Annotated in this window: 13 protein-coding genes; 4 read left to right on the top strand and 9 right to left on the bottom strand. The window is 70.1% G+C overall.

Annotated elements, in window-relative coordinates; all coding sequences use genetic code 11:
• Positions 1-133: 133 nt before the first annotated feature.
• The 9 genes from ACIREO_RS26095 to ACIREO_RS26055 all read right to left on the bottom strand — a co-directional run bounded on the left by ACIREO_RS26095 (position 134) and on the right by ACIREO_RS26055 (position 13,637).
• The gene (locus ACIREO_RS26095) at positions 134-3,841 is read right to left on the bottom strand and encodes a ThuA domain-containing protein (protein WP_404114365.1); all 3,708 of its coding nucleotides are present in this window, start codon (positions 3,839-3,841) and stop codon (positions 134-136) included.
• A 439-nt stretch (positions 3,842-4,280) separates the two neighbouring features.
• Complete coding sequence (locus ACIREO_RS26090) at positions 4,281-5,285, bottom strand: sugar phosphate isomerase/epimerase family protein (RefSeq protein WP_404114363.1); 1,005 nt, start codon at positions 5,283-5,285, stop codon at positions 4,281-4,283.
• Between the two features lie 12 nt (positions 5,286-5,297).
• Positions 5,298-6,518: a Gfo/Idh/MocA family protein gene (locus ACIREO_RS26085; protein ID WP_404114361.1), complete on the bottom strand. Its 1,221-nt coding sequence runs from the start codon at positions 6,516-6,518 to the stop codon at positions 5,298-5,300.
• Positions 6,519-6,565: 47 nt separating this feature from the next.
• Positions 6,566-7,603 (bottom strand): substrate-binding domain-containing protein, encoded by a 1,038-nt coding sequence (locus ACIREO_RS26080; RefSeq protein ID WP_404114359.1) that lies wholly within the window; start codon positions 7,601-7,603, stop codon positions 6,566-6,568.
• Between the two features lie 80 nt (positions 7,604-7,683).
• Complete coding sequence (locus ACIREO_RS26075) at positions 7,684-8,736, bottom strand: ABC transporter permease (RefSeq protein WP_404114357.1); 1,053 nt, start codon at positions 8,734-8,736, stop codon at positions 7,684-7,686.
• On the bottom strand, positions 8,733-10,256 hold the full coding sequence (locus ACIREO_RS26070) for a sugar ABC transporter ATP-binding protein (protein WP_404114355.1): 1,524 nt from the start codon (positions 10,254-10,256) through the stop codon (positions 8,733-8,735). Before ACIREO_RS26070 ends, ACIREO_RS26075 begins: the two co-directional genes overlap by 4 nt.
• A gap of 255 nt (positions 10,257-10,511) precedes the next feature.
• Positions 10,512-11,693 carry an ROK family protein gene (locus tag ACIREO_RS26065; protein WP_404114353.1) on the bottom strand — a complete coding sequence of 394 codons (1,182 nt, stop codon included), beginning with the start codon at positions 11,691-11,693 and terminating at the stop codon, positions 10,512-10,514.
• Between the two features lie 221 nt (positions 11,694-11,914).
• Positions 11,915-12,592 (bottom strand): GntR family transcriptional regulator, encoded by a 678-nt coding sequence (locus tag ACIREO_RS26060; protein ID WP_404114352.1) that lies wholly within the window; start codon positions 12,590-12,592, stop codon positions 11,915-11,917.
• Between the two features lie 94 nt (positions 12,593-12,686).
• Positions 12,687-13,637: a beta-ketoacyl-ACP synthase III gene (locus tag ACIREO_RS26055; protein ID WP_404114350.1), complete on the bottom strand. Its 951-nt coding sequence runs from the start codon at positions 13,635-13,637 to the stop codon at positions 12,687-12,689.
• 277 nt (positions 13,638-13,914) lie between these two features.
• On the opposite strand from ACIREO_RS26055, the gene ACIREO_RS26050 reads away from it, so the two are divergent.
• From ACIREO_RS26050 to ACIREO_RS26035, 4 genes are read left to right on the top strand one after another with little or no spacing between them, the layout of a single operon-like run.
• Positions 13,915-14,904, top strand: coding sequence for a 2-dehydropantoate 2-reductase (locus ACIREO_RS26050; protein ID WP_404114348.1), 990 nt, complete (start codon positions 13,915-13,917; stop codon positions 14,902-14,904).
• A complete protein-coding gene (locus ACIREO_RS26045; RefSeq protein WP_404114346.1) occupies positions 14,901-16,856 on the top strand; it encodes a molybdopterin oxidoreductase family protein in 1,956 nt (651 codons plus the stop codon). Before ACIREO_RS26050 ends, ACIREO_RS26045 begins: the two co-directional genes overlap by 4 nt.
• Positions 16,847-18,811, top strand: a complete 1,965-nt coding sequence (locus ACIREO_RS26040) for an NAD(P)H-dependent oxidoreductase subunit E (protein WP_404114344.1) — start codon at positions 16,847-16,849, stop codon at positions 18,809-18,811. Before ACIREO_RS26045 ends, ACIREO_RS26040 begins: the two co-directional genes overlap by 10 nt.
• Entirely contained in the window at positions 18,808-19,668 is an 861-nt protein-coding gene (locus tag ACIREO_RS26035) for a 2Fe-2S iron-sulfur cluster-binding protein (protein WP_404114342.1), read from the top strand. The genes ACIREO_RS26040 and ACIREO_RS26035 overlap by 4 nt, the downstream gene beginning before the upstream one ends.
• Positions 19,669-19,673: the final 5 nt, after the last annotated feature.

Genomic DNA, 19,673 nt, shown 5'->3' with positions numbered 1-19,673 from the left:
CACACTCGCGATCCACCTCTCGTTACGCGGCCCCGGGGACTCTGAGCGCGGTTTTATGTTTGGGGGTGGGGGGGGGGGCTGAACAACACCCGCCCCGCCCCCCCCCCCACCACCGGCGCAGGAGGTCGCCGCCCTACGTGGAGGGCAGCTCCTTCAGCTGGATGTTGCGGAAGGACACCTGGTCGTCGGCTCCGTGGTTCTGGAGACCGATGTAGCCGTCCTTGAGGCTGCGGGCGGGGTCGGCGTTGGTGAAGTCGTTGATCTTCACCCCGTTGAGGAAGACCTGGAGCCGCTCGCCCTGGACCTTGATCTCGTAGCTGTTCCACTGGCCGGGCGGCAGCAGGGCCTGGTCACGGGCCTCGATGTCGGCGGACTTGAAGGTGTAGACGGCCCCGGTCGTGCGGTCCGCCTCGTCGGTGGCGTCGATCTGGACCTCGTAGCCGTTGTCCACCGCGGACCACGGGTCGTCCGACTCGGGGAAGCCCACGAAGACGCCGGAGTTGTCGTCGCCCGCCATCTTCCAGTCGAGCTTCAGCGAGTACGACTTCAGCTCCTCGGCCTGGTAGGTCAGCAGGCCCATGCCGCCCTCGGAGCGGAGCTCACCGTCGGCCACGGTGAACTTCCCGGGGCCGGCCTGCTTCCATCCTTCGAGCGTCTCCCCGTCGAAGAGTGCCCGGTAGCCGGTGTCCGGCTTGCAGTCGGCCTCCACCTGTCCCGCGGCGTACTTCAGGCCGCCGAGCAGATGGGCGCGGAAGGCCTCGTCGGCGTACGACTCCTTGGTGTGGCCGAGCCCGGTGTAGAAGGAGCGGCCGCCCTGGTACTCCTGGCACCAGGCGATCGGGTGGTCCCCCTGCATGTTGCCGCCGTCGTACGTGGTCTCGTCGAGGGCGGCGAGGACGTGCACCGTGTCGCGCGGGTTGGTGCGGTAGTTGTACAGCTCGTCGGTGCGCTCCCAGGCGTCGTCCAGGTGGGCGGTGGCCGGGTTGTCCTTGTCCTCGACGCGCACGGTGGCCTTCTGGATGGCCGGGTGGGAGTCGAAGTAGGCGCCGACGAGGCCACCGTAGTAGGACCAGTCGTACTCGGTGTCGGCTGCGGCGTGGACGCCCATGTAGCCGCCGCCCTTGGCGATGTAGTCCTCGAACGCGTTCTGCTGGGCGTCGTCGAGGACGTCACCCGTCGTGGACATGAATACGACGACGTCGTAGCGGGCCAGGTTGTCGGCGGTGAACTGGTCGGCGGACTCGGTCGCGTCGACGGTGATGTCGGCGGCGGCGCCGAGTTCCTTCAGGGCCGCGACGCCCTCGGGGATCGCGTCGTGGCGGAAGCCGGCCGTCCTGGAGAAGACGAGGGCCCGCGCGGCATCCTCTGCGGGGGCGTCGCCGGTGATCTCGAAGTCGTCGAGGTCGTAGAGCGAGCCGTCACCACCCTTGAAGACCAGGTACAGGTCGGTGCTCTCCTCCGGGACGTCCTCCAGGGGGACGTCGACGTTCTCGAAGGTCTCCCAGCCGCCCGTGACGGGGACCGGCGCCGAGCCCAGCAGGGTGCCTGTCGGCGATCCGGTGCGCACCTCGATGGAGCCGCCCGCGCCGCCGGAGGAGATCCGGGCGGTGAGCTTCTTGGCGCCGGTGAGGTCGTAGGGGGTGAAGGAGATCCAGTCGCCGTCGTTGATGTCGCCGACGGTCCTGCCGCCGTTGGCCTCGGCCTTGTCCTGCAGCGTGGTGCCCTGCTGCTCGGTGAAGTGCTCGGCCTGGCGGTGGCGTGGCTGGAGCTGGACCTGGTCGTGGCTGGTGAGCGGCGCCTGGCCGCCTCCGCCACCGTCGGTGTACTCGGCGTCGAGCACGCCGTAGATGTTGGCGTTCGGGTCGTGTTCGGCGTCGGCCGGCGCGGTGATGGTGCCCTCGCAGCCGTTGGCCGAGGTGATGGCGTGGGCGTGGTGGTCGTGGCCGAGGAGGTAGCGCACGGTGACCTTGGAGCAGTCGATCGTGCCGTCCTCGGGGTCGCTCACGGACACCTTGAACGGGATGGTGTCGCCGAACTTGAACAGGGCGCCGTTACCCGGGGAGCCGAAGGTCACGGTCGGCGCGGTGTTGCCGACGACCACGTGGACGCTGGCGGTGCCGGTGCGGCCGGTGCCGTCGTCGCCGGTGACGGTCGCGACGTAGGTGCCGTCCTTGCTGTAGGTGTGGCTCGGTGTGGCGCCGGTGTCCTTCGTGCCGTCACCGAAGTCCCAGCTGTAGGAGATCGGGTCATCGTCACCGTCGGTACCGGTGGCGGTGAACTCGGTGCTCAGCGGCGACTGGCCGGAGGTCTTGGTGGCCTTGGCCTCGACGATCGGCGAGTGGCCACCGGTGGCGTTCTCGATGCGGTAGAGCGCCGAGTTCTCGTCACCGCCGAACCATGAGAGGCCGTAGTCGAGGACGTACAGGGCGCCGTCGGGACCGAAGGCGCTGTCCATGACCTGGGTGCCGGTCCACGGGACGTCGTTGATCTTCGTGACGTTGCCGGAGCCGTCCTGCTCTATCCGCTTGATCCACTGGCGGCCGAACTCGGTGGCGAAGAAGTCGCCGTCGTACTCCTCGGGGAACTTCACCGGGGAGTCGAGGTTCGCGTCGTAGTGGTAGACGGGTCCTGCCATCGGCGACTCGGAGCCGGTGCCGAACTCGGGCACGGACGCGCCGTCGTACGGGATCCAGGCCGCCTGGGCCGGCGGCAGATCGGTGATGCCGGTGTTGTTCGGCGAGGTGTTCTTGGGCGCGTCGCAGTCGAAGGCGGCGCCGGACGTCTTGGTGGCGAAGTCGTAGTCGACGTACGCGTCGTTGTTGCCGGTGCAGTACGGCCAGCCGAAGTTGCCCGCCTTGGTGATCTTGGCGAACTCGACCTGCCCCGCCGGACCGCGCTCGGGGTCGGCCGCGCCGGCGTCCGGCCCGTAGTCACCGACGTAGACGGTGCCGGTGGGCTTGTCGACGCTGATGCGGAACGGGTTGCGGAAGCCCATCGCGTATATCTCGGGGCGGGTCTTCTCGGTGCCCGGCGCGAAGAGGTTGCCGTCGGGGATGTCGTACGAGCCGTCCTCCTTGACCTTGACGCGCAGGACCTTGCCGCGCAGGTCGTTGGTGTTGCCGGCGCTGCGCTGGGCGTCGAAGGCCGGGTTGCGGCTCGCCTGCTCGTCGATGGGCGTGTAGCCGTCGGAGGCGAAGGGGTTGGAGTCGTCGCCGGTCGACAGGTACAGGTTGCCGTCCGCGTCGAAGTCGATGTCGCCGCCGACGTGGCAGCAGGTGCCGCGGGAGGTCTTGACCTCGAGGACCTGCTTCTCGCTGGCCTGGTCGAGGGTGCCGTCCTCCTTGAGCACGAAGCGGGAGAGCCGGTTCACGCCGTCGAAGGGGGTGAAGTCGGCCGTGGTGCCGTTCTCCGGGGCGTCACCCGCCGGAGTGTCCAGGGGCGGCGCGTAGTAGAGGTAGATGGCCCGGTTGTCCTTGAACTCGGGGTCGACGCCGACGCCCTGGAGCCCCTCCTCGTCGTGGTCGTACACGTCGAGCTTGCCGGCGACGGCGGTGTTGCCGCCCGCGTCGGTCAGCCGCAGCGTGCCGTCGCGGGCGGTGTGCAGGACGCTGCGGTCCGGGAGCACGGCGAGCGACATGGGCTCGCCGGTCTCCTCGGCCCCCTTGGCGAGGGTGACCTGCTGGAAGTCCTCCGCGGCGGCCTGCGGGGCGGCCGGCGGGGCGGCGTCCTGCGCGGCGGCAGCGGGCGAGGAGCCCAGGGTGAGGGTTGCGGCTGCGAGCAGTCCGCCGGTGAGAAGAGCGAGTGTTTTCCGGGCGCGAAGCCGTCTGCTGCTGATGTGCACGTGCGTCCTCCGGAGTGGGGCCGGTTGTACGGGTGCGTTCTGCCGTTCCGCGCGGGGACTGCCGCGCTCGCCTCCGGAGCTCCTTGCGGGGCTCCGGTGACGCGAGTCATGTCGTGTACACGTAGGGGACCGTAGCTGTGTTCGTCCGGTCCGGAAAGCCCTTGCGCAGGTACTGAGTTGAACTTTTACCCACGGCAGGACAAAGGCCGTTCAGGGCAGGCGGCATCGCCCCCGGGGGCGCAGAGCCCTGCGGGGCTGTTCCCCTACCCGCCCCTTCCCGAACCCGGGGCTCCGCCCCGGACCCCGGCCCTCGAACGCCGGGCGGGCTTGATTACGCCGAGGCACTCCCAGCGTCGCCGGGCCACCCTGACCTCGCCGGTGTTTGAGGCGCGGGGGTCCGGGGGCGGAGCCCCCGAAGAGGGCCCGCGCCCCGCCCCGGCTAGTCGCCCCCGCCGAACGCCGCGTCGAACGACGCGCTGGGCGGGTCGAAGTCGAACCGCTTCAGCGAGGCCAGCGCCTCCGGCGCCCCCGTCAGCCGGTCCATGCCCGCGTCCTCCCACTCCACCGAGACCGGTCCCTCGTACCCGATGGACCGCAGCATCCGGAAGACGTCCTCCCAGGGGACGTCGCCGTGTCCCGCCGAGACGAAGTCCCAGCCGCGCCGCGGATCGCCCCACGGCAGATGGGATCCGAGCCGCCCGTTGCGCCCGTCGAGGCGCTTACGGGCCTCCTTGCAGTCCACGTGGTAGATCCGGTCCCGGAAGTCGTACAGGAAGCCGACCGGGTCGAGGTCCTGCCAGACGAAGTGGCTCGGGTCGAAGTTCAGCCCGAACGCCGGCCGGTGGCCGACTGCCTCCAAAGCGCGGTGCGTGGTCCAGTAGTCGTACGCGATCTCGCTCGGGTGCACCTCGTGTGCGAAGCGCACCCCCTCGGCGTCGAAGACGTCCAGGATCGGGTTCCACCGCTCCGCGAAGTCCTCGTAACCGCGTTCGATCATGTGCGGCGGGACCGGCGGGAACATGGCGACCAGGTGCCAGATCGAGGACCCGGTGAACCCGATGACCGTGTCCACGCCGAATGTCGCCGCCGCCCGGGCGGTGTTCTTGATCTCCTCGGCGGCCCGCTGCCGGACGCCTTCCGGCTCCCCGTCCCCCCAGATACGGGCGGGCAGGATGCCCTGGTGGCGCTCGTCGATCGGGCTGTCGCACACGGCCTGGCCGACCAGGTGGTTGGAGACCGCCCAGCACTTGAGGCCGTACTTGTCGAGGAGTTGTCGCCGGCCGTCGAGGTAACCGGGGTCCGACAGGGCCTTGTCCACCTCGAAGTGATCGCCCCAGCAGGCGAGTTCGAGCCCGTCGTAACCGAAGTCCCGGGCGAGGCGGCAGACCTCCTCCAGGGGCAGATCGGCCCACTGGCCGGTGAAGAGAGTGAAGGGACGGGGCATGCGCGGAACCTCCTAGAAGGGAACCGGGGTGTGTACGGAGTTCTTCGCGGCGCTCTCCTCGACGGCGGCGAGCACCCGCTGCACCTGGAGCCCGTCGGCGAACGACGGCACGGGGGCGCGCCCTTCGGTGATCGTGCGCACCACGTCATGGGCCTGGTGCACGAAGGTGTGCTCGTAGCCGAGACCGTGGCCCGGCGGCCACCACGCCTCCAGATAGGGGTGCTGGGGCTCGGTGACGAGGATCCGGCGGAAGCCGGCACTGGTGGCGGGTTCCGTGTGGTCGTGGAAGGAGAGTTCGTTGAGCCTTTCCAGGTCGAAGGCGATCGACCCGAGCTCCCCGTTGATCTCCAGCCGCAGCGCGTTCTTGCGCCCGGCCGCCATCCTGGTCGCCTCGAAGGAGGCCAGGGCTCCCGACGCCAGCCTCCCGGTGAACAGCGTGGCGTCGTCGACAGTGACCGCCCCCCGTGCGGTCCTGTCCGCGGCTCCCGAGAGCCCGGCGGCTGTCCCGGCGAGCACGGGCCTCTCACGTACGAAGGTCTCGCTCACCGCCGACACCCCGATCAGCGGCTCCCCCGCCAGGAACTGGGCGAGGTCGACGATGTGCGCCCCGAGGTCTCCCAGTGCGCCGGAGCCCGCGCGCTCGCGCTCCAGCCGCCAGGTGAGCGGCGATTCGGGGTCGACGAGCCAGTCCTGGAGATAGGTGGCCCGCACGTGTCGCAGGGCCCCCAGCCTGCCCTCCTCGATCATCGTGCGGGCGTAGGTGAGAGCGGGGACCTTGCGGTAGTTGAAGCCCACGATGGCCACCTGGCCGCGGGCCGCCGCCCGCTCCGCGGCCGCCACCATGGCTTCCGCCTCGGCGACCGTGTTGGCGAGCGGCTTCTCGCAGAGGACGTGCTTGCCCGCCTCCAGGGCGGCGATGGCGATCTCCGCGTGGCTGTCGCCGGGGGTGCAGATGTCGACCAGCTGCACGTCGTCCCGTGCGATCAGGGCACGCCAGTCGGTCTCCGCGGCAGCCCACCCGTGCCGGGCGGCAGCGGCCTCGACCGCCGCCCGGTCACGTCCGCAGATCGCGGCGAGAGCGGGTCTCACCGGCAGGTCGAAGACATGTCCCGCGGTACGCCATCCCTGGGAGTGGGCGGCGCCCATGAACGCGTATCCGACCATGCCGACACCGAGCGTCGCCGTCGGCGGCGGTACCTCGGTCTCCTGCTCCGTTTCTTCCCTGCGGACCATGCGGGCTTCCTCCTCGTCGGTGGTTCGGTGGCTGCGGCGGTGCGGGATCAGCTGAAGCCCGTCGGCAGGTACTGGTCGACGTTCTCCTTGGTGACCACGGCCGAGTACAGGGTCAGCGAGGTCGGGATCTCCATCTCGGAGAGGCCCGCGATGCCCTTGCTCTGGCCGAGCGCGCGCGCCAGGTCGATCGCGGAGGCGGCCATCGTGGGCGGGTAGAGCACGGTGGCCTTCAGGACGCTGTCGTCGGCCTTGATGGCGTCCATCGCGGACTTGGCGCCCGCACCGCCGACCATGACGAACTCGTCGCGTCCGGCCTGCTGGATGGCCCGCAGCGCGCCCACACCCTGGTCGTCGTCGTGGTTCCACAGCGCGTCGAACTGCTTCTGCGCCTGGAGGAGCTGCGCCATCTTGGCCTGGCCCGACTCCACGGTGAAGTCAGCGGCCTGACGGGCCACCAGCTTGATGTTGGAGTAGTTCTTCAGCCCGTCGGCGAAGCCCTTGCTGCGCTGCTTGGTGAGTTCCAGGTTGTCGATGCCGGCGAGCTCGACGACCTTGGCGTCCGCCTTGTCCTTGAGCTGCTCGCCGATGTAGTGCGCGGCGTTGAGACCCATGCCGTAGCTGTCGCCGCCGACCCAGCAGCGGTAGGCCTGCGGTGAGGCGAAGATGCGGTCCAGGTTGACGACCGGGATGCCGGCCTTCATGGCTTCCAGGCCGACCTGGGTGAGTGCCTTGCCGTCCGCGGGGAGGATGACGAGGACGTCGACCTTCTTGTTGATGAGGGTCTTGACCTGGCCGATCTGGGCTGCGGTGTCGTTGGAGCCTTCGGTGATCTCCAGGGTGACCTCGGAGTACTTCTCGGCCCGCCCCTTGGCCTGGACGTTGATGGCGTTGAGCCATCCGTGGTCGGCCTGGGGCCCGGCGAAGCCGATGGTGACGGGTTTGCCGGGCTTGTCGTCGGCGGCGGGCTGCTCGCTCTGCGCGGCCGCCGCCTCCTTGGGCTCGTTGCTGGTACAGGCGGTGAGGAAGGCTCCCGCGGAGACGGCCGCGGTGCCGAAGAGCAGTCCTCTGCGGCTGGTTTCTGGCATGGCTGTCAAACCCTTCATCCGGTTCGGTACGTACGGAACAGCGGGTGGGTGATCTCAGTGCTCTGTCGGACTGGAGAGGCTCAGGTCTCGCCGCCGCGCAGTGTGCGGTGCTGGACGAGGACTGCCGCGACGATGATGGCGCCCTTGGCGATGGACTGGACGTCGCTCTGCAGATTGTTCAGAGCGAAGATGTTGGTGATCGTGGTGAAGATGAGGACGCCGAGCACGGATCCGACGATGGTGCCCCGGCCGCCGCTCAGGAGCGTGCCCCCGATGATCGCGGCGGCGATGGCGTCGAGTTCGTACAGATTGCCGTTGGTGTTCTGACCGGAGCCGGACAGGATGATCAGCATGAAGGCGGCGATGCCGCAGCACACGCCGGAGAGCAGATAGAGGTAGAGCCGCTGGCGGCGTACGTCGATGCCGGCGAGCCTGGCCGCCTCCGCGTTGCCTCCGATGGCGACCGTGCGGCGTCCGAACGTGGTCCGGTTCAGGATGAGCCAGCCGACGACGGTGACCGCGGCGAAGACGAGGACCAGCGGCGGGATGCCCAGGACGTACGAGTCGGGCAGGCCCAGATCGAGGACGGGCTGGACGGTGACGATCTGTGTCTTGCCGTCGGTGATCAGCTGGGCGAGTCCACGGGCCGACGCGAGCATGGCGAGCGTCGCGATGAAGGGCACCATCCGCCCGTAGGCGATGAGGACCCCGTTGACGAGCCCGGCGGCGAGGCCGACGATCACGGCGGTGAAGAGGATGCCGGCGAAGCCGAAGTCCTGGGTGGCGAGCGTCGTCGCCCAGACCGACGCGAGGGCGACCATCGCGCCGACCGAGAGGTCGATGCCGCCGCCGATGATGACGAGGGTCACGCCGACGGTGACGACCCCGATGACGGAGGCCTGCGTGAGGATCAGCTGGAGGTTTCCGGTGTCCAGGAACGCGTCGGGTTCGGTGAGGCCGCCGACGAGCGCCAGGACGGCGAGGACACCGAGCAGCGACAGGTTACGGACATCGGCGCGCAGGCCGAGTGCGCGCAGGCCGCCCCCCTGCTTCTGGGGCGGCGCGGCCACGGGGCCGGTCGAGGTCCCCTTCTCGGGCCCTTGGTGCTGCGCCGACGGTGCGGGCTGTGTCATGACGTCGGGCTCCCTTCCATGACGAGGTCGAGGACACGGTGCTCATCGAGCTCCCTGGCATCGGCCGTGTGCACGACACGGCCCTCCCGGAGCACCAGCACCCGGTCGGCGAGGCCCAGCACTTCGGGCACTTCGCTGGAGACGAGCAGAACGGCGAGGCCTTCGTCGGCCAGCCGGCGGATCACGGCGTAGAGCTCGGCGCGAGCGCCGACATCGACGCCGCGGGTCGGTTCGTCGAGCAGCAGGACCCGGCAGCCGCGCAGCAGCCAGCGGGCCAGGACCGCCTTCTGCTGGTTGCCGCCGGAGAGGGTACGGACTGCGGCGTCCGGGTTGTCGGGCCGCAGTGAGAGCTCCCTGGTGGCGGTCCTGGCCGCCGTGCGCTCGGCGCCCCGGTCGATCCAGCCGGCGCGGGCGAAGCGGGACAGGGAGGAGACCGAGACGTTGCGGGTGACGGACTCCGTCAACAGCAGTGCCTGCGCCTTGCGTTCCTCGGGGGCGAGGCCGATTCCGGCGGCCACGGCGGCCCGGACACTGCCCGCTCGCAGCGGGGTGCCGTTGACGAGGACGCGGCCCTCGGTCGGTTTGCGGGCACCGTAGACGGTCTCCAGGATCTCGGAGCGTCCGGAGCCGACGAGTCCGGCGAGGCCGACGATCTCCCCGGGCATGAGTTCCAGGTCGATGGGTTCGAACTCGCCCTTGCGGCACAGCCCTTCGACCTTCAGTACGGGTTCGGCCGTGGGCCTGGCGCCTGCGGCGGGCCGCTCGGGGAAGACGTACTCGACGTTGCGGCCGGTCATCATGGCAACGATGTCGTTCGTGGGGGTGGACTTGGCGGGGAGCCCGACGGCGACGGCCCTGCCGTCCTTGAGCACGGTCACCCGGTCGCCGATGCGGCGGATCTCCTCCAGCCGGTGCGAGATGTAGACGACGGCCACCCCGTCGGCGGTGAGCCCGTCGACGATGCGGAAGAGGTTGTCGACCTCGTCGGGGTCCAGCGCCGCGGACGGCTCGTCCATGACGATGAGTCGTACGTCGTGGGAGAGCGCCCGCGCCATGGAGACGATCTGCTGGTGGGCGGCGGACAAATCGCCGACCAGGCGGGCCGGGTCGATCTCCGGGTGTCCGAGGCGCTTCAGGAGCGCGGTGGCGGCGGTCCGGGCCTCCCGGGTCCTGACGACGAAGCCGGCGCTGGTCGGTTCATGTCCGAGGAAGACGTTCTCCGCCACCGACAGGCCCTCCACCAGGTCGAGTTCCTGGTAGATGGTGGCGATTCCCAGTCGCATCGCGGTGATCGGCGTGGACAGCTGCACCGGCCCGCCGCGCCAGGTGATGGCACCGCCGTCGGGCTGGTGCGCCCCCGCCAGCACCTTGATGAGAGTGGACTTGCCCGCGCCGTTCTGGCCGAGGAGGCAGTGGACTTCACCGGCCTGCACCTCCAGGTCCACGCCGTCGAGGGCGCGCACACCGGGGAACGACTTGGTGATGCCGGACATCGTGAGCAGAGGTGGTTCTGGTGCCATGACGAATCCCCTCGGCGAGTGGGGTCTCCCCTGCTCGGCCGAGGCCGAGAGTCCGGGGAAGGCCGGTGAGCGGGCAGGGTGCAGTGCCGGCGGTGCCGTACTGCTGACGGAACTGCTGGGTGGTACTGCTGTGCTCGTGCTGTGCGGTCCTGTGTGCGCGTGCTGGGCGGAGCTGGTCCTGCGGGCGGAGCTCGGAACAGGCTGCTTACGGAGGTGGCTGCGGTACGCGTGCCGAACGGCGCGCCGGCCCGTGCATCAGGCCGGCGAGAACAGGTGGTCGCTGATGAGCCTGGCCGCGCCGGTCACTCCGGCGACGGGCCCCAGCTCACCGAGGACGATGGGGAGGTTGCCCGTGGCCAGCGGCAGGGACTGCCGGTAGACCTGGGTGCGGACGCTGGCCAGCAGGTTGTGGCCGAGGCCGGTCACCCCGCCGCCGATGACGACGAGGCCGGGGTTGAAGAAGCTGACGAGGCCGGCGATGACCTGACCGACCCGGTTACCGCCCTCGCGGATCAGGTCCAGTGCTGTCGGATCGCCGGCCGCCGCGGCGGCGGCCACATCGACGGCCGAGAGCTTTCCGGCGGCTTCCAGCCGGGTCGCCAGCTCCGGGGACAGGCCGGCCCGGGCCGCGTCCTCGGCGTCCCGGGCCAGGGCCGCGCCGCTGAAGTGGGCCTCCAGGCAGCCCCGGTTGCCGCAGGCGCAGGGGCGCCCGTCCGGTTCCACCTGCATATGGCCGATGTCTCCGGCGCTGCCCGTCGTACCGCGATAGACGTTTCCGCCCACCACGATGCCGCAGCCGATACCCGTACCGATCTTGACGCAGAGGAAGTCACCCACGGAACGGGCGACGCCCGCGTGCTGCTCCCCCAGCGCCATCAAATTCACATCGTTGTCCACCATGACGGGGCAGCCCAGTTCCTGGCTGAGCGCCTCTCGGACAGGGAAGCCGTCCCAGCCCGGCATGATCGGCGGAGCGACCGGTACGCCCTCGGGGAATCGCACGGGGCCCGGTACGCCGATGCCGGCGCCGTCGAAGCCGTCGGCGAGACCGGACGCCCGGAGCTTGGCCGCCATCGCCAGCACCTGGTCGAAGACGGCAACGGGTCCTTCCCGTACGTCCATCGGATGGTTGAGGTGTCCGAGAACCTCCAACTCGGCGTTGGTGACGGCTACGTCGATGGAGGTGGCGCCGATGTCGACGCCCAGGAACCGCAGTCCGGGGGCGAGCCGGATGTTGTGGGACCGGCGTCCGCCACGGGACGCGGCGAGCCCGTCCGCCACGACGAGTCCGGTCTCCAGGAGCCGGTCCACCTCGACGGCGAGCTTGGAGCGCGACAGGTCGACCTGATCGCCCAGCTGCGCACGGGAGTTGGGCCCTCCGTCACGCAACAGCCGGAGCAGTCGCGCCTGGTGCGTGTTCGCGGGTCGTGCCGTCATGCGTCTCACGCGTCCCTCCCCGCCACATCGGCCAGTCCGTCGGGCTTTCGAGGGGAACGTAGCAGCGGTTTACCGGAGTGGGAAGAAGTTGAGCATGATTCCGCCCCAACTTTCTCCTCACTCAGGACAAAGGTGCGGCGCGCGGGCAACGGCACACGAAGAAGGCCGGGGCGTTCTGCCCCGGCCTTCGGTCGGACGACCGCACACACGTGTCCGGACGATCAGCCCTGTTCGCGGCGGTGGTACGTCTGCCGCGTGTGCTCGGTGTGCGCCCGCATGACCTCGGTCGCCCGCCTCTCGTCCCTGGAGGCGATCGCCTCGATCAGCTCCCGGTGCTCGATCCAGGACTGGGTCCCGCGCCGGCGGGCCACGGGCGTGTAGTACCAGCGGACCCGGCGGTCCACCTGACCGGCGAGCTCGGACAGGACGACATTGCCGGCCAGCTCCATGACCTTGGCGTGGAACGCGGCGTTCGTCGCGACGGCGAGGTCCACGTCATCGGCGGCCACGGCCCGCTCCCCCTGGGAGCACAGCTCCTCCAGGGCCTCGATGCCCGGCCGCCCGGAGTGGGCGGCCGCCAGCCGGGCGGCCTCGGCCTCCAGCAGGGTGCGGACCGAGAGCAGCTGGTCCGCCTCCTCCTCCGTGGGCTCATGGACGAACGCGCCCTGCGCGGGGCGCAGATCGACCCAGCCCTCGGTGTTCAGCCGCTGGAGCGCCTCACGCACCGGCTGCCGCGACACCCCCAGATGCCCGGCGAGTTCACTCTCGACCAGATGCTGGCCGGGACTGAGGGCGCGCGTGGTGATCAGCTCGAGCAGCGCCTCGTAGACGCGCTCGCGCAACGGTCCCGGCCGCTCCAGCTTCGGCACCGTTCCTTGCGGCAGTCCTGCGGACAACATCGCGTCCCCCTCCGGGCGCCCGGGCAACTGCTTATCGTCTACAGTCTACCGAGCACAATGCCACGCCGGGGGGCCCGGAGGCTATCGGACGGTCTCAAGGGCAGCGGATCACCTGACCCGCGTACGAGAGATTGCCGCCGAAGCCGAAGAGCAGCGCCGGCGCACCGCTCTCGACCTCGCCCCGCTCCACCAGTTTGGACAGGGCCATCGGGATCGACGCGGCCGAGGTGTTGCCGGAATCCACCACGTCCCTGGCGATGACGGCGTTGACCGCGCCGATCCTGCGGGCGACGGGTTCGATGATCCTCAGGTTGGCCTGATGCAGCACCACGGCGGCGAGGTCCTCGGGCGCGACACCGGCCCGTTCGCAGACCTTGCGGGCGATCGGCGGCAGCTGCGTGGTGGCCCAGCGGTAGACGGACTGCCCCTCCTGCGCGAACCGCGGGGGCGTGCCCTCGATCCGTACGGCGTTGCCCATCTCCGGCACCGAACCCCACAGGACGGGGCCGATCCCGGGCCTGTCACCCCCGTCCGGATCGGCCGCGACGACGGCGGCTCCCGCGCCGTCCCCCATCAGTACGCAGGTGGAGCGGTCCGTCCAGTCGACGATGTCGCCCATCTTGTCGGCACCGATGACCAGGGCCCGGGTGGCGGCTCCGGCGCGGATGGCGTGGTCGGCGGTGGCCAGCGCGTGGGTGAACCCGGAGCAGACCACGTTGATGTCCATCACGGCCGGCGAGCCCATGCCCAGACGGGCGGCGACCCGGGCGGACATGCTGGGCGAGCGGTCGATGGCCGTGGACGTGGCGACGAGAACCATGTCGATGTCCCCGGGCTGCAGGCCGGCCGACGCGAGAGCCTTGGCCGCGGCGTGTGCCGCCAGCTCGTCCACGGGCTCGTCCGGGCGGCCCACGTGCCGGGTCCTGATGCCGACCCGGCTGGTGATCCACTCGTCGCTGGTGTCGACCATGGCCGCCAGATCGTCGTTGGTGAGGACCTTGGCAGGCTGATAGTGGCCGAGCGCCACGACACGTGAGCCGGTCATGTACGGGTTCCCCTCGCTACGTTTGGCAGGAACTATCCAGTCTTGGTTGCTACCGACCGGTACAAGGGCACCTAACCCCACAGGAATACGGGCCGGAGGTTGGAGCGTCTCGAACAGCTCCCCGGGAACTCTCACGGACACTCCGGCGTCCCTGCGGAAATCGCGAATGGCCACGCACCCGCTGTCACGAGTATTGACCCTCCTCGAAGGCATACTGTAGACAATATTCTGTCGACTTGACACCCTCGCTCGGTCCTCTCACCGAACGGAGAGCCCCGTGAAAGTCGCAGTTGTCGGCGCCGGAGCCATCGGCGCCTATGTCGGGGCCGCGCTCCACCGCGCAGGCGCCGAGGTCCACCTCATCGCCCGGGGCCCGCATCTGGCGGCCATGCGCCGTGACGGTGTGCGCGTACTCAGCCCGCGCGGTGACTTCACCGCACGGCCCGCCGCCACCGACGACCCGTCGGACGTCGGGCCCGTCGACTATGTGTTCCTCGGCCTCAAGGCCAACTCGTACGCGGTATCGGGACCACTGGTCCATCCGCTGATGCACCAGGGCACCGCGGTGATCGCCGCGCAGAACGGCATCCCCTGGTGGTACTTCCACGGCCTGGCCGGCCCGTACACCGGCCGCCGGCTCGACAGCGTCGACCCGGCGGGCTCGGTGAGCGCCACGCTGCCGCCCGAACGCGCCATCGGCTGCGTGGTCTACGCCGCCACCGAGATCGAGGCACCGGGTGTCGTACGTCATCTCGAAGGCACCCGGTTCTCCATCGGCGAGCCGGACCGCTCGGTGTCCAGACGCTGTCTGGACTTCAGTGAGGCCATGGTCGCGGGCGGACTCAAGTGTCCCGTGGAGCCCGATCTGCGCAACGACATCTGGATCAAACTGCTCGGCAACATCTCCTTCAACCCGATCAGCGCGCTGGCCCGCGCCACCATGGGCCAGATCTGCCGCCATCCGGACACCCGCGCACTCGTGGAGTCGATGATGCGCGAAACCCTCGCCGTGGCGGCGGCCGTCGGCTGCCGCCCCGAGATCTCCGTGGAGCGGCGCATCGCGGGCGCGGAGCGCGTCGGCGATCACAAGACATCCACCCTCCAGGACCTGGAGAAGGGCAGACCCCTCGAACTCGACGTGCTGCTCGCGGCCGTCGTCGAGCTGGCCGAACTGGCCGGAACGCCCGTACCGACGCTGCGCGCCGTGCACGCGCTCGCGGATCTCCTCGCCACCACGTCCTCGGCACCGGCAGGGAGCGCACCATGAACACCGAACGCACAGGCGGCAGGAGCCGAAAGGGCCGGCAGCCGAAGACCTATGAACGGCTCACCCACCCGCTCGTCCGCGGAGAGGACGGTGTGCTGCGCCGGGCGAGCTGGGACGAGGCCCTGGCCCGGGCGGCTGCCGGATTCCGGCAGACCCGTGAGGCGTACGGACCCGACGCCTTCGCGATGCTGTCCTGCGCCCGGGCGACCAACGAGATGAACTACGTGGCCCAGAAGTTCACCCGGGTGGTGATGGGCACCAACAACGTCGACTCCTGCAACCGCACCTGCCACGCCCCGAGCGTCGCGGGCCTCTCGGCGGCCTTCGGGTCCGGCGGCGGCACCTCATCGTACGAGGAGGTGGAGCACACCGACCTGATCGTGATGTGGGGCTCCAACGCCCGCTTCGCACACCCGATCTTCTTCCACCATGTGCTGAAGGGAATCCACAACGGCGCCCGGATGCACGCCGTCGACCCACGCCGCACGTCCACCGCCGAATGGGCGGAGAGCTGGCTCGGCCTCAATGTCGGCACGGACATCCCGCTGGCCCACGCCATCGGCCGCGAGATCATCCACGCGGGTCTGGTCAACCAGGCCTTCGTGGACCGGGCGACCAGCGGGTACGCGGAGTACGCGGCGCTCGTCGAACCCTGGACCCTGACCGCCGCCGAGAAGGTGACCGGGGTGCCGGCCGAGGCGATCCGGGATCTCGCCCACGCCTACGCCACAGCCGAACGGGCGCAGCTCTGCTGGACCCTGGGCATCACCGAACACCACAACGGCACCGACAACGTCCGCGCCCTGATCAACCTCTCCCTGCTCACCGGCCACGTCGGACGGTACGGCGCCGGGGTCCAGCCCCTGCGCGGGCAGAACAACGTGCAGGGCGGGGGTGACATGGGCGCCATCCCCAACAAACTGCCCGGCTTCCAGGACATCCTCGACCCGCCTGTCCGGCAGAAGTTCGAACGGTCCTGGGACACCGTCATCCAGCCCCGGTACGGCAAGACGCTCACCGAGATGTTCGAGGCCATGGAGACCGGTGAACTGCGCGCGGTGTACTGCATCGGGGAGAACCCGGCGCAGTCGGAGGCCGACAGCGACCAGGCCGTGCGCCGGCTGGAGGCCCTCGACCATCTGGTGGTGCAGGACATCTTCCTGACCAGGACCGCCCAACTGGCCGACGTGGTTCTGCCCGCCACCGCCGCCTGGGCCGAGACCGACGGCACCACGACCAACAGCGAACGGCGCGTGCAGCGGGTCCGTGCCGCGCTCGTACCGCCGGGCGAGGCCCGCGAGGACATCGACATCATCTGCGCCCTGGCGGAACAGCTGGGCCACGACTGGAAGTTCGAGGACTCCGAAGCCGTCTGGAACGAGCTGCGCTCCCTGTCCCCCGACCACTTCGGGATGACATACGAACGGCTCGCCGAGCACCAGGGACTGCAGTGGCCGTGCCCCGACACGGAGAAGCTGCCCTCCAGCTTCCTGCACGCCCGGCTCTGGGAGACCGATCCGCTACGGCGCGGCCCCGCGGCCCCCTTCGGGCTGGTGCAGCACGACCCGCCGGTGGACCTCACCGATGAGTCCTACCCGCTGCGACTGACGACAGGACGACGCCTGGACTCGTACAACACCGGTGTGCAGAGCGCTAGTTACGCGTCGCCCCTGCGCCGGGGCGAGTACATCGAGCTCTGCCCGGAGGACGCGGAGTCCTACGGCGTCGCTGTCGGCGAGGAGGTGCGGGTCTCGTCCCGGCGCGGCAGTGTCACCGCGCCCGTCTGGATCGACAGCGGGCTCCGGCCGGGTCTGGCGTTCATGACGATGCACTTCCCGGACGAGGTCGACACCAACCAGCTGACCATCGAGGCGAACTGCCCGATCGCCGGCACCGCCGAATTCAAGGCCTCCGCCATACGGATAGAGAAGCTGGTGCCCGCATGGACCTGAGGTACACCGACGCGGCCCCGTCCCACGCCGAACGGGAGGCGGTGGACGCCCTGCTTGGCGCCCCGCCGTCCGGCTGGGAGGGTGCCACCGAGCGCACGGAAGAGGATCTGCGGTGGGCGAAGGGCGGCACGGCGGCGGCCAAGGACCGCCGCGACCAACTGCTTCCCGCACTGCACGCGGTGAACGACCGGGTGGGCTGGATCAGCGAGGGCGCGCTGGACTACATCTGCCGGCGGCTCACGGTGGCACCCGCCGAGGCGTACGGGGTCGCGACCTTCTACGCCATGTTCTCGGTACGCCCCCGCCCGGCGAAGGTGCTCCACGTCTGTACGGACCTGGCCTGCGCGGCCCGCGGCTCGGCAGCCGTATGCGCGGACCTCACCGAACGCCTGGGTGCTCCGGGCACCCCGGCCGAGGGCACGGTCTGGCAGGAGAGCCCCTGCCTGGGCCTGTGCGAACGTGCCCCGGCGGCACTGCTGCTGCGCGCCGGGACGGATCCAGACCTCCGGAGCTTCAGGCAATTTCAGCCCCTTGGGGGTCCCCCCGGACGAAGTCTGGGGGAGATTGAGGAGCGGGGGTCCGGGGGCGGAGCCCCCGAAGAGCCCGCCGCAGGCGCCGTCCGCTGCTCCACCGTGGTCGCCCCCGCCACCGCACACGCGCTGGTCACCGCTATCCGCGCACCCCTGGACGCCCCGGAGGAGCCCCCGGCGGGCGCGGCCGTCCCCCAGTCCGGCGACCCCACCCTCGTACTCCTCAAACGCATCGGCACCGTGGACCCCACCTCCCTCGACGACTACCGCTCCACCGGCGGCTACACCGCCCTGCGCCGCGCCTTCGCGCTCGGCCCCACCGGGGTGATCCGCGAGGTGCTGGACGCCGGCCTGGTCGGCCGGGGCGGCGCCGCCTTCCCCACCGGACGCAAGTGGCAGGCCACCGCTCAGCAGGCCGACGGACCGCACTACCTGGTGTGCAACGCGGACGAGAGCGAGCCCGGCACCTTCAAGGACCGGGTGCTGATGGAGGGTGACCCGTACGCCCTGGTCGAGGCCATGACGATCGCCGGGTACGCCATCGGCGCCCACCAGGGCTACATCTATCTGCGCGGCGAGTACCCCCGCGCGTACGAACGGCTCGACCACGCCCTGGCCGGCGCCCGCACCCGCGGACTGCTCGGCCCCGACGTACTCGGGCAGGGGTACGCCTTCGACATCGAGATCCGGCGCGGCGCGGGTGCCTACATCTGCGGCGAGGAGACCGCGATCTTCAACTCGATCGAGGGGCAGCGCGGCGAGCCACGCTCCAAACCGCCGTTCCCGGTGGAGAAGGGTCTCTTCGGCAAGCCGACCGCGGTCAACAACGTCGAGACGCTCGTCAACGTGCTGCCGATCCTGGAGCACGGCGCCGCCGCGTACGCCGCGACCGGCACGGAGACCTCCACCGGCACCAAGCTCTTCTGCGTCTCCGGGCAGGTGGCCCGCCCCGGCATCTACGAACTTCCCTTCGGCGCGAACCTCCGGGAACTGCTCGACCTCGCGGGTCCGCCCGAGGGACTGCGGGCCGTGCTCCTCGGCGGCGCCGCCGGCGGCTTCGTACGCCCCGACGAGCTCGACATCCCGCTGACCTTCGAGGGCACCCGCGCCGCGGGGACGACGCTCGGCTCCGGAGTGGTCCTGGTCCTGGACGACTCGGTGGAACTCCCGCGGGTGCTGCTGCGCATCGCGGAGTTCTTCCGCGACGAGTCGTGCGGCCAGTGCGTCCCCTGCCGGGTGGGCACCGTCCGCCAGGAGGAGGCCCTGCACCGGATCGTGGACCGTACGGGCGCCGGAGCCGCCGAGGACATCGCGCTCATGAGAGAGGTGGGACAGGCCATGCGGGACGCCTCGATCTGCGGTCTGGGCCAGACCGCGTGGAATGCAGTGGAGTCAGCCATCGACCGCCTGGGGGTCTACAAGTGACCACTGTTCCGCTTCAGCCGCCGCGCCGTCTCGTCTCGTTCACGCTGGACGGCGAGGAGACCCGGGTCCCGGAGGGATCCACCATCCTGGATGCCTGCCGGACGGCGGGCAAGGACATCCCGACCCTGTGCCAGGGGGACACGCTCACCCCGAAGAACGCCTGCCGTGTGTGCGTCGTCGAGGTGGAGGGTTCCCGCACGCTCGCCCCGGCCTGCTCCCGGCGCGCCGAGGCGGGTATGGAGGTCCGCACGGACACCGAGCGGGCCAGGCACAGCCGGAAGGTGGTCCTGGAACTCCTGGCCTCGTCGACGGACCTGTCGACGACCCCACGGGCCGAGGAGTGGATCAAGGAGTACGAGGCGAAGCCGGACCGCTTCGGCGCGGACGCCGCCCGAATGAACGAACAGCCGAAGATCGACAACGAACTGTTCGTCCGCGAGTACGACAAGTGCATCCTCTGCTACAAGTGCGTCGACGCCTGCGGCGAGCAGTGGCAGAACACCTTCGCCATCGCCGTCTCAGGACGCGGTTTCGACGCCCGTATCTCCACCGAGCACGACGCCGCGCTCCCCGACTCGGCCTGTGTCTTCTGCGGGAACTGCATCGAGGTGTGCCCGACCGGCGCGCTCTCGTTCAGCACGGAGTTCGGCATGCGGGCGGCGGGGACGTGGGACGAGCCCGCGCAGACGCAGACGACGACCGTCTGCGCCTACTGCGGCGTGGGCTGCAACGTGACCCTCCACGTGCAGGAGAACGAGATCGTCAAGGTCACCTCGCCGCACGACAACCCGGTGACCCATGGCAACCTCTGTATCAAGGGCCGTTTCGGCTACCAACACGTACAGAATCGGGTTTAACGGCT

It is taken from the genome of Streptomyces sp. NPDC102441, from assembly GCF_044765585.1.
Taxonomy (GTDB): domain Bacteria; phylum Actinomycetota; class Actinomycetes; order Streptomycetales; family Streptomycetaceae; genus Streptomyces.
The sequence above is the reverse complement of the archived record's forward strand: the minus strand, read 5'-3'. Positions and strand labels throughout refer to the sequence as shown.

Bases quoted from the DNA above. Each gene is read 5' to 3' on its own strand.
- ACIREO_RS26090 (WP_404114363.1), bottom strand. From the start codon at position 5,285: ATGCCCCGTCCCTTCACTCTCTTCACCGGCCAGTGGGCCGATCTGCCC.
- ACIREO_RS26055 (WP_404114350.1), bottom strand. From the start codon at position 13,637: ATGACCGGCTCACGTGTCGTGGCGCTCGGCCACTATCAGCCTGCCAAG.
- ACIREO_RS26045 (WP_404114346.1), top strand. From the start codon at position 14,901: ATGAACACCGAACGCACAGGCGGCAGGAGCCGAAAGGGCCGGCAGCCG.
- ACIREO_RS26075 (WP_404114357.1), bottom strand. From the start codon at position 8,736: ATGACACAGCCCGCACCGTCGGCGCAGCACCAAGGGCCCGAGAAGGGG.
- ACIREO_RS26080 (WP_404114359.1), bottom strand. From the start codon at position 7,603: ATGCCAGAAACCAGCCGCAGAGGACTGCTCTTCGGCACCGCGGCCGTC.
- ACIREO_RS26070 (WP_404114355.1), bottom strand. From the start codon at position 10,256: ATGGCACCAGAACCACCTCTGCTCACGATGTCCGGCATCACCAAGTCG.
- ACIREO_RS26060 (WP_404114352.1), bottom strand. From the start codon at position 12,592: ATGTTGTCCGCAGGACTGCCGCAAGGAACGGTGCCGAAGCTGGAGCGG.
- ACIREO_RS26040 (WP_404114344.1), top strand. From the start codon at position 16,847: ATGGACCTGAGGTACACCGACGCGGCCCCGTCCCACGCCGAACGGGAG.
- ACIREO_RS26085 (WP_404114361.1), bottom strand. From the start codon at position 6,518: ATGGTCCGCAGGGAAGAAACGGAGCAGGAGACCGAGGTACCGCCGCCG.
- ACIREO_RS26065 (WP_404114353.1), bottom strand. From the start codon at position 11,693: ATGACGGCACGACCCGCGAACACGCACCAGGCGCGACTGCTCCGGCTG.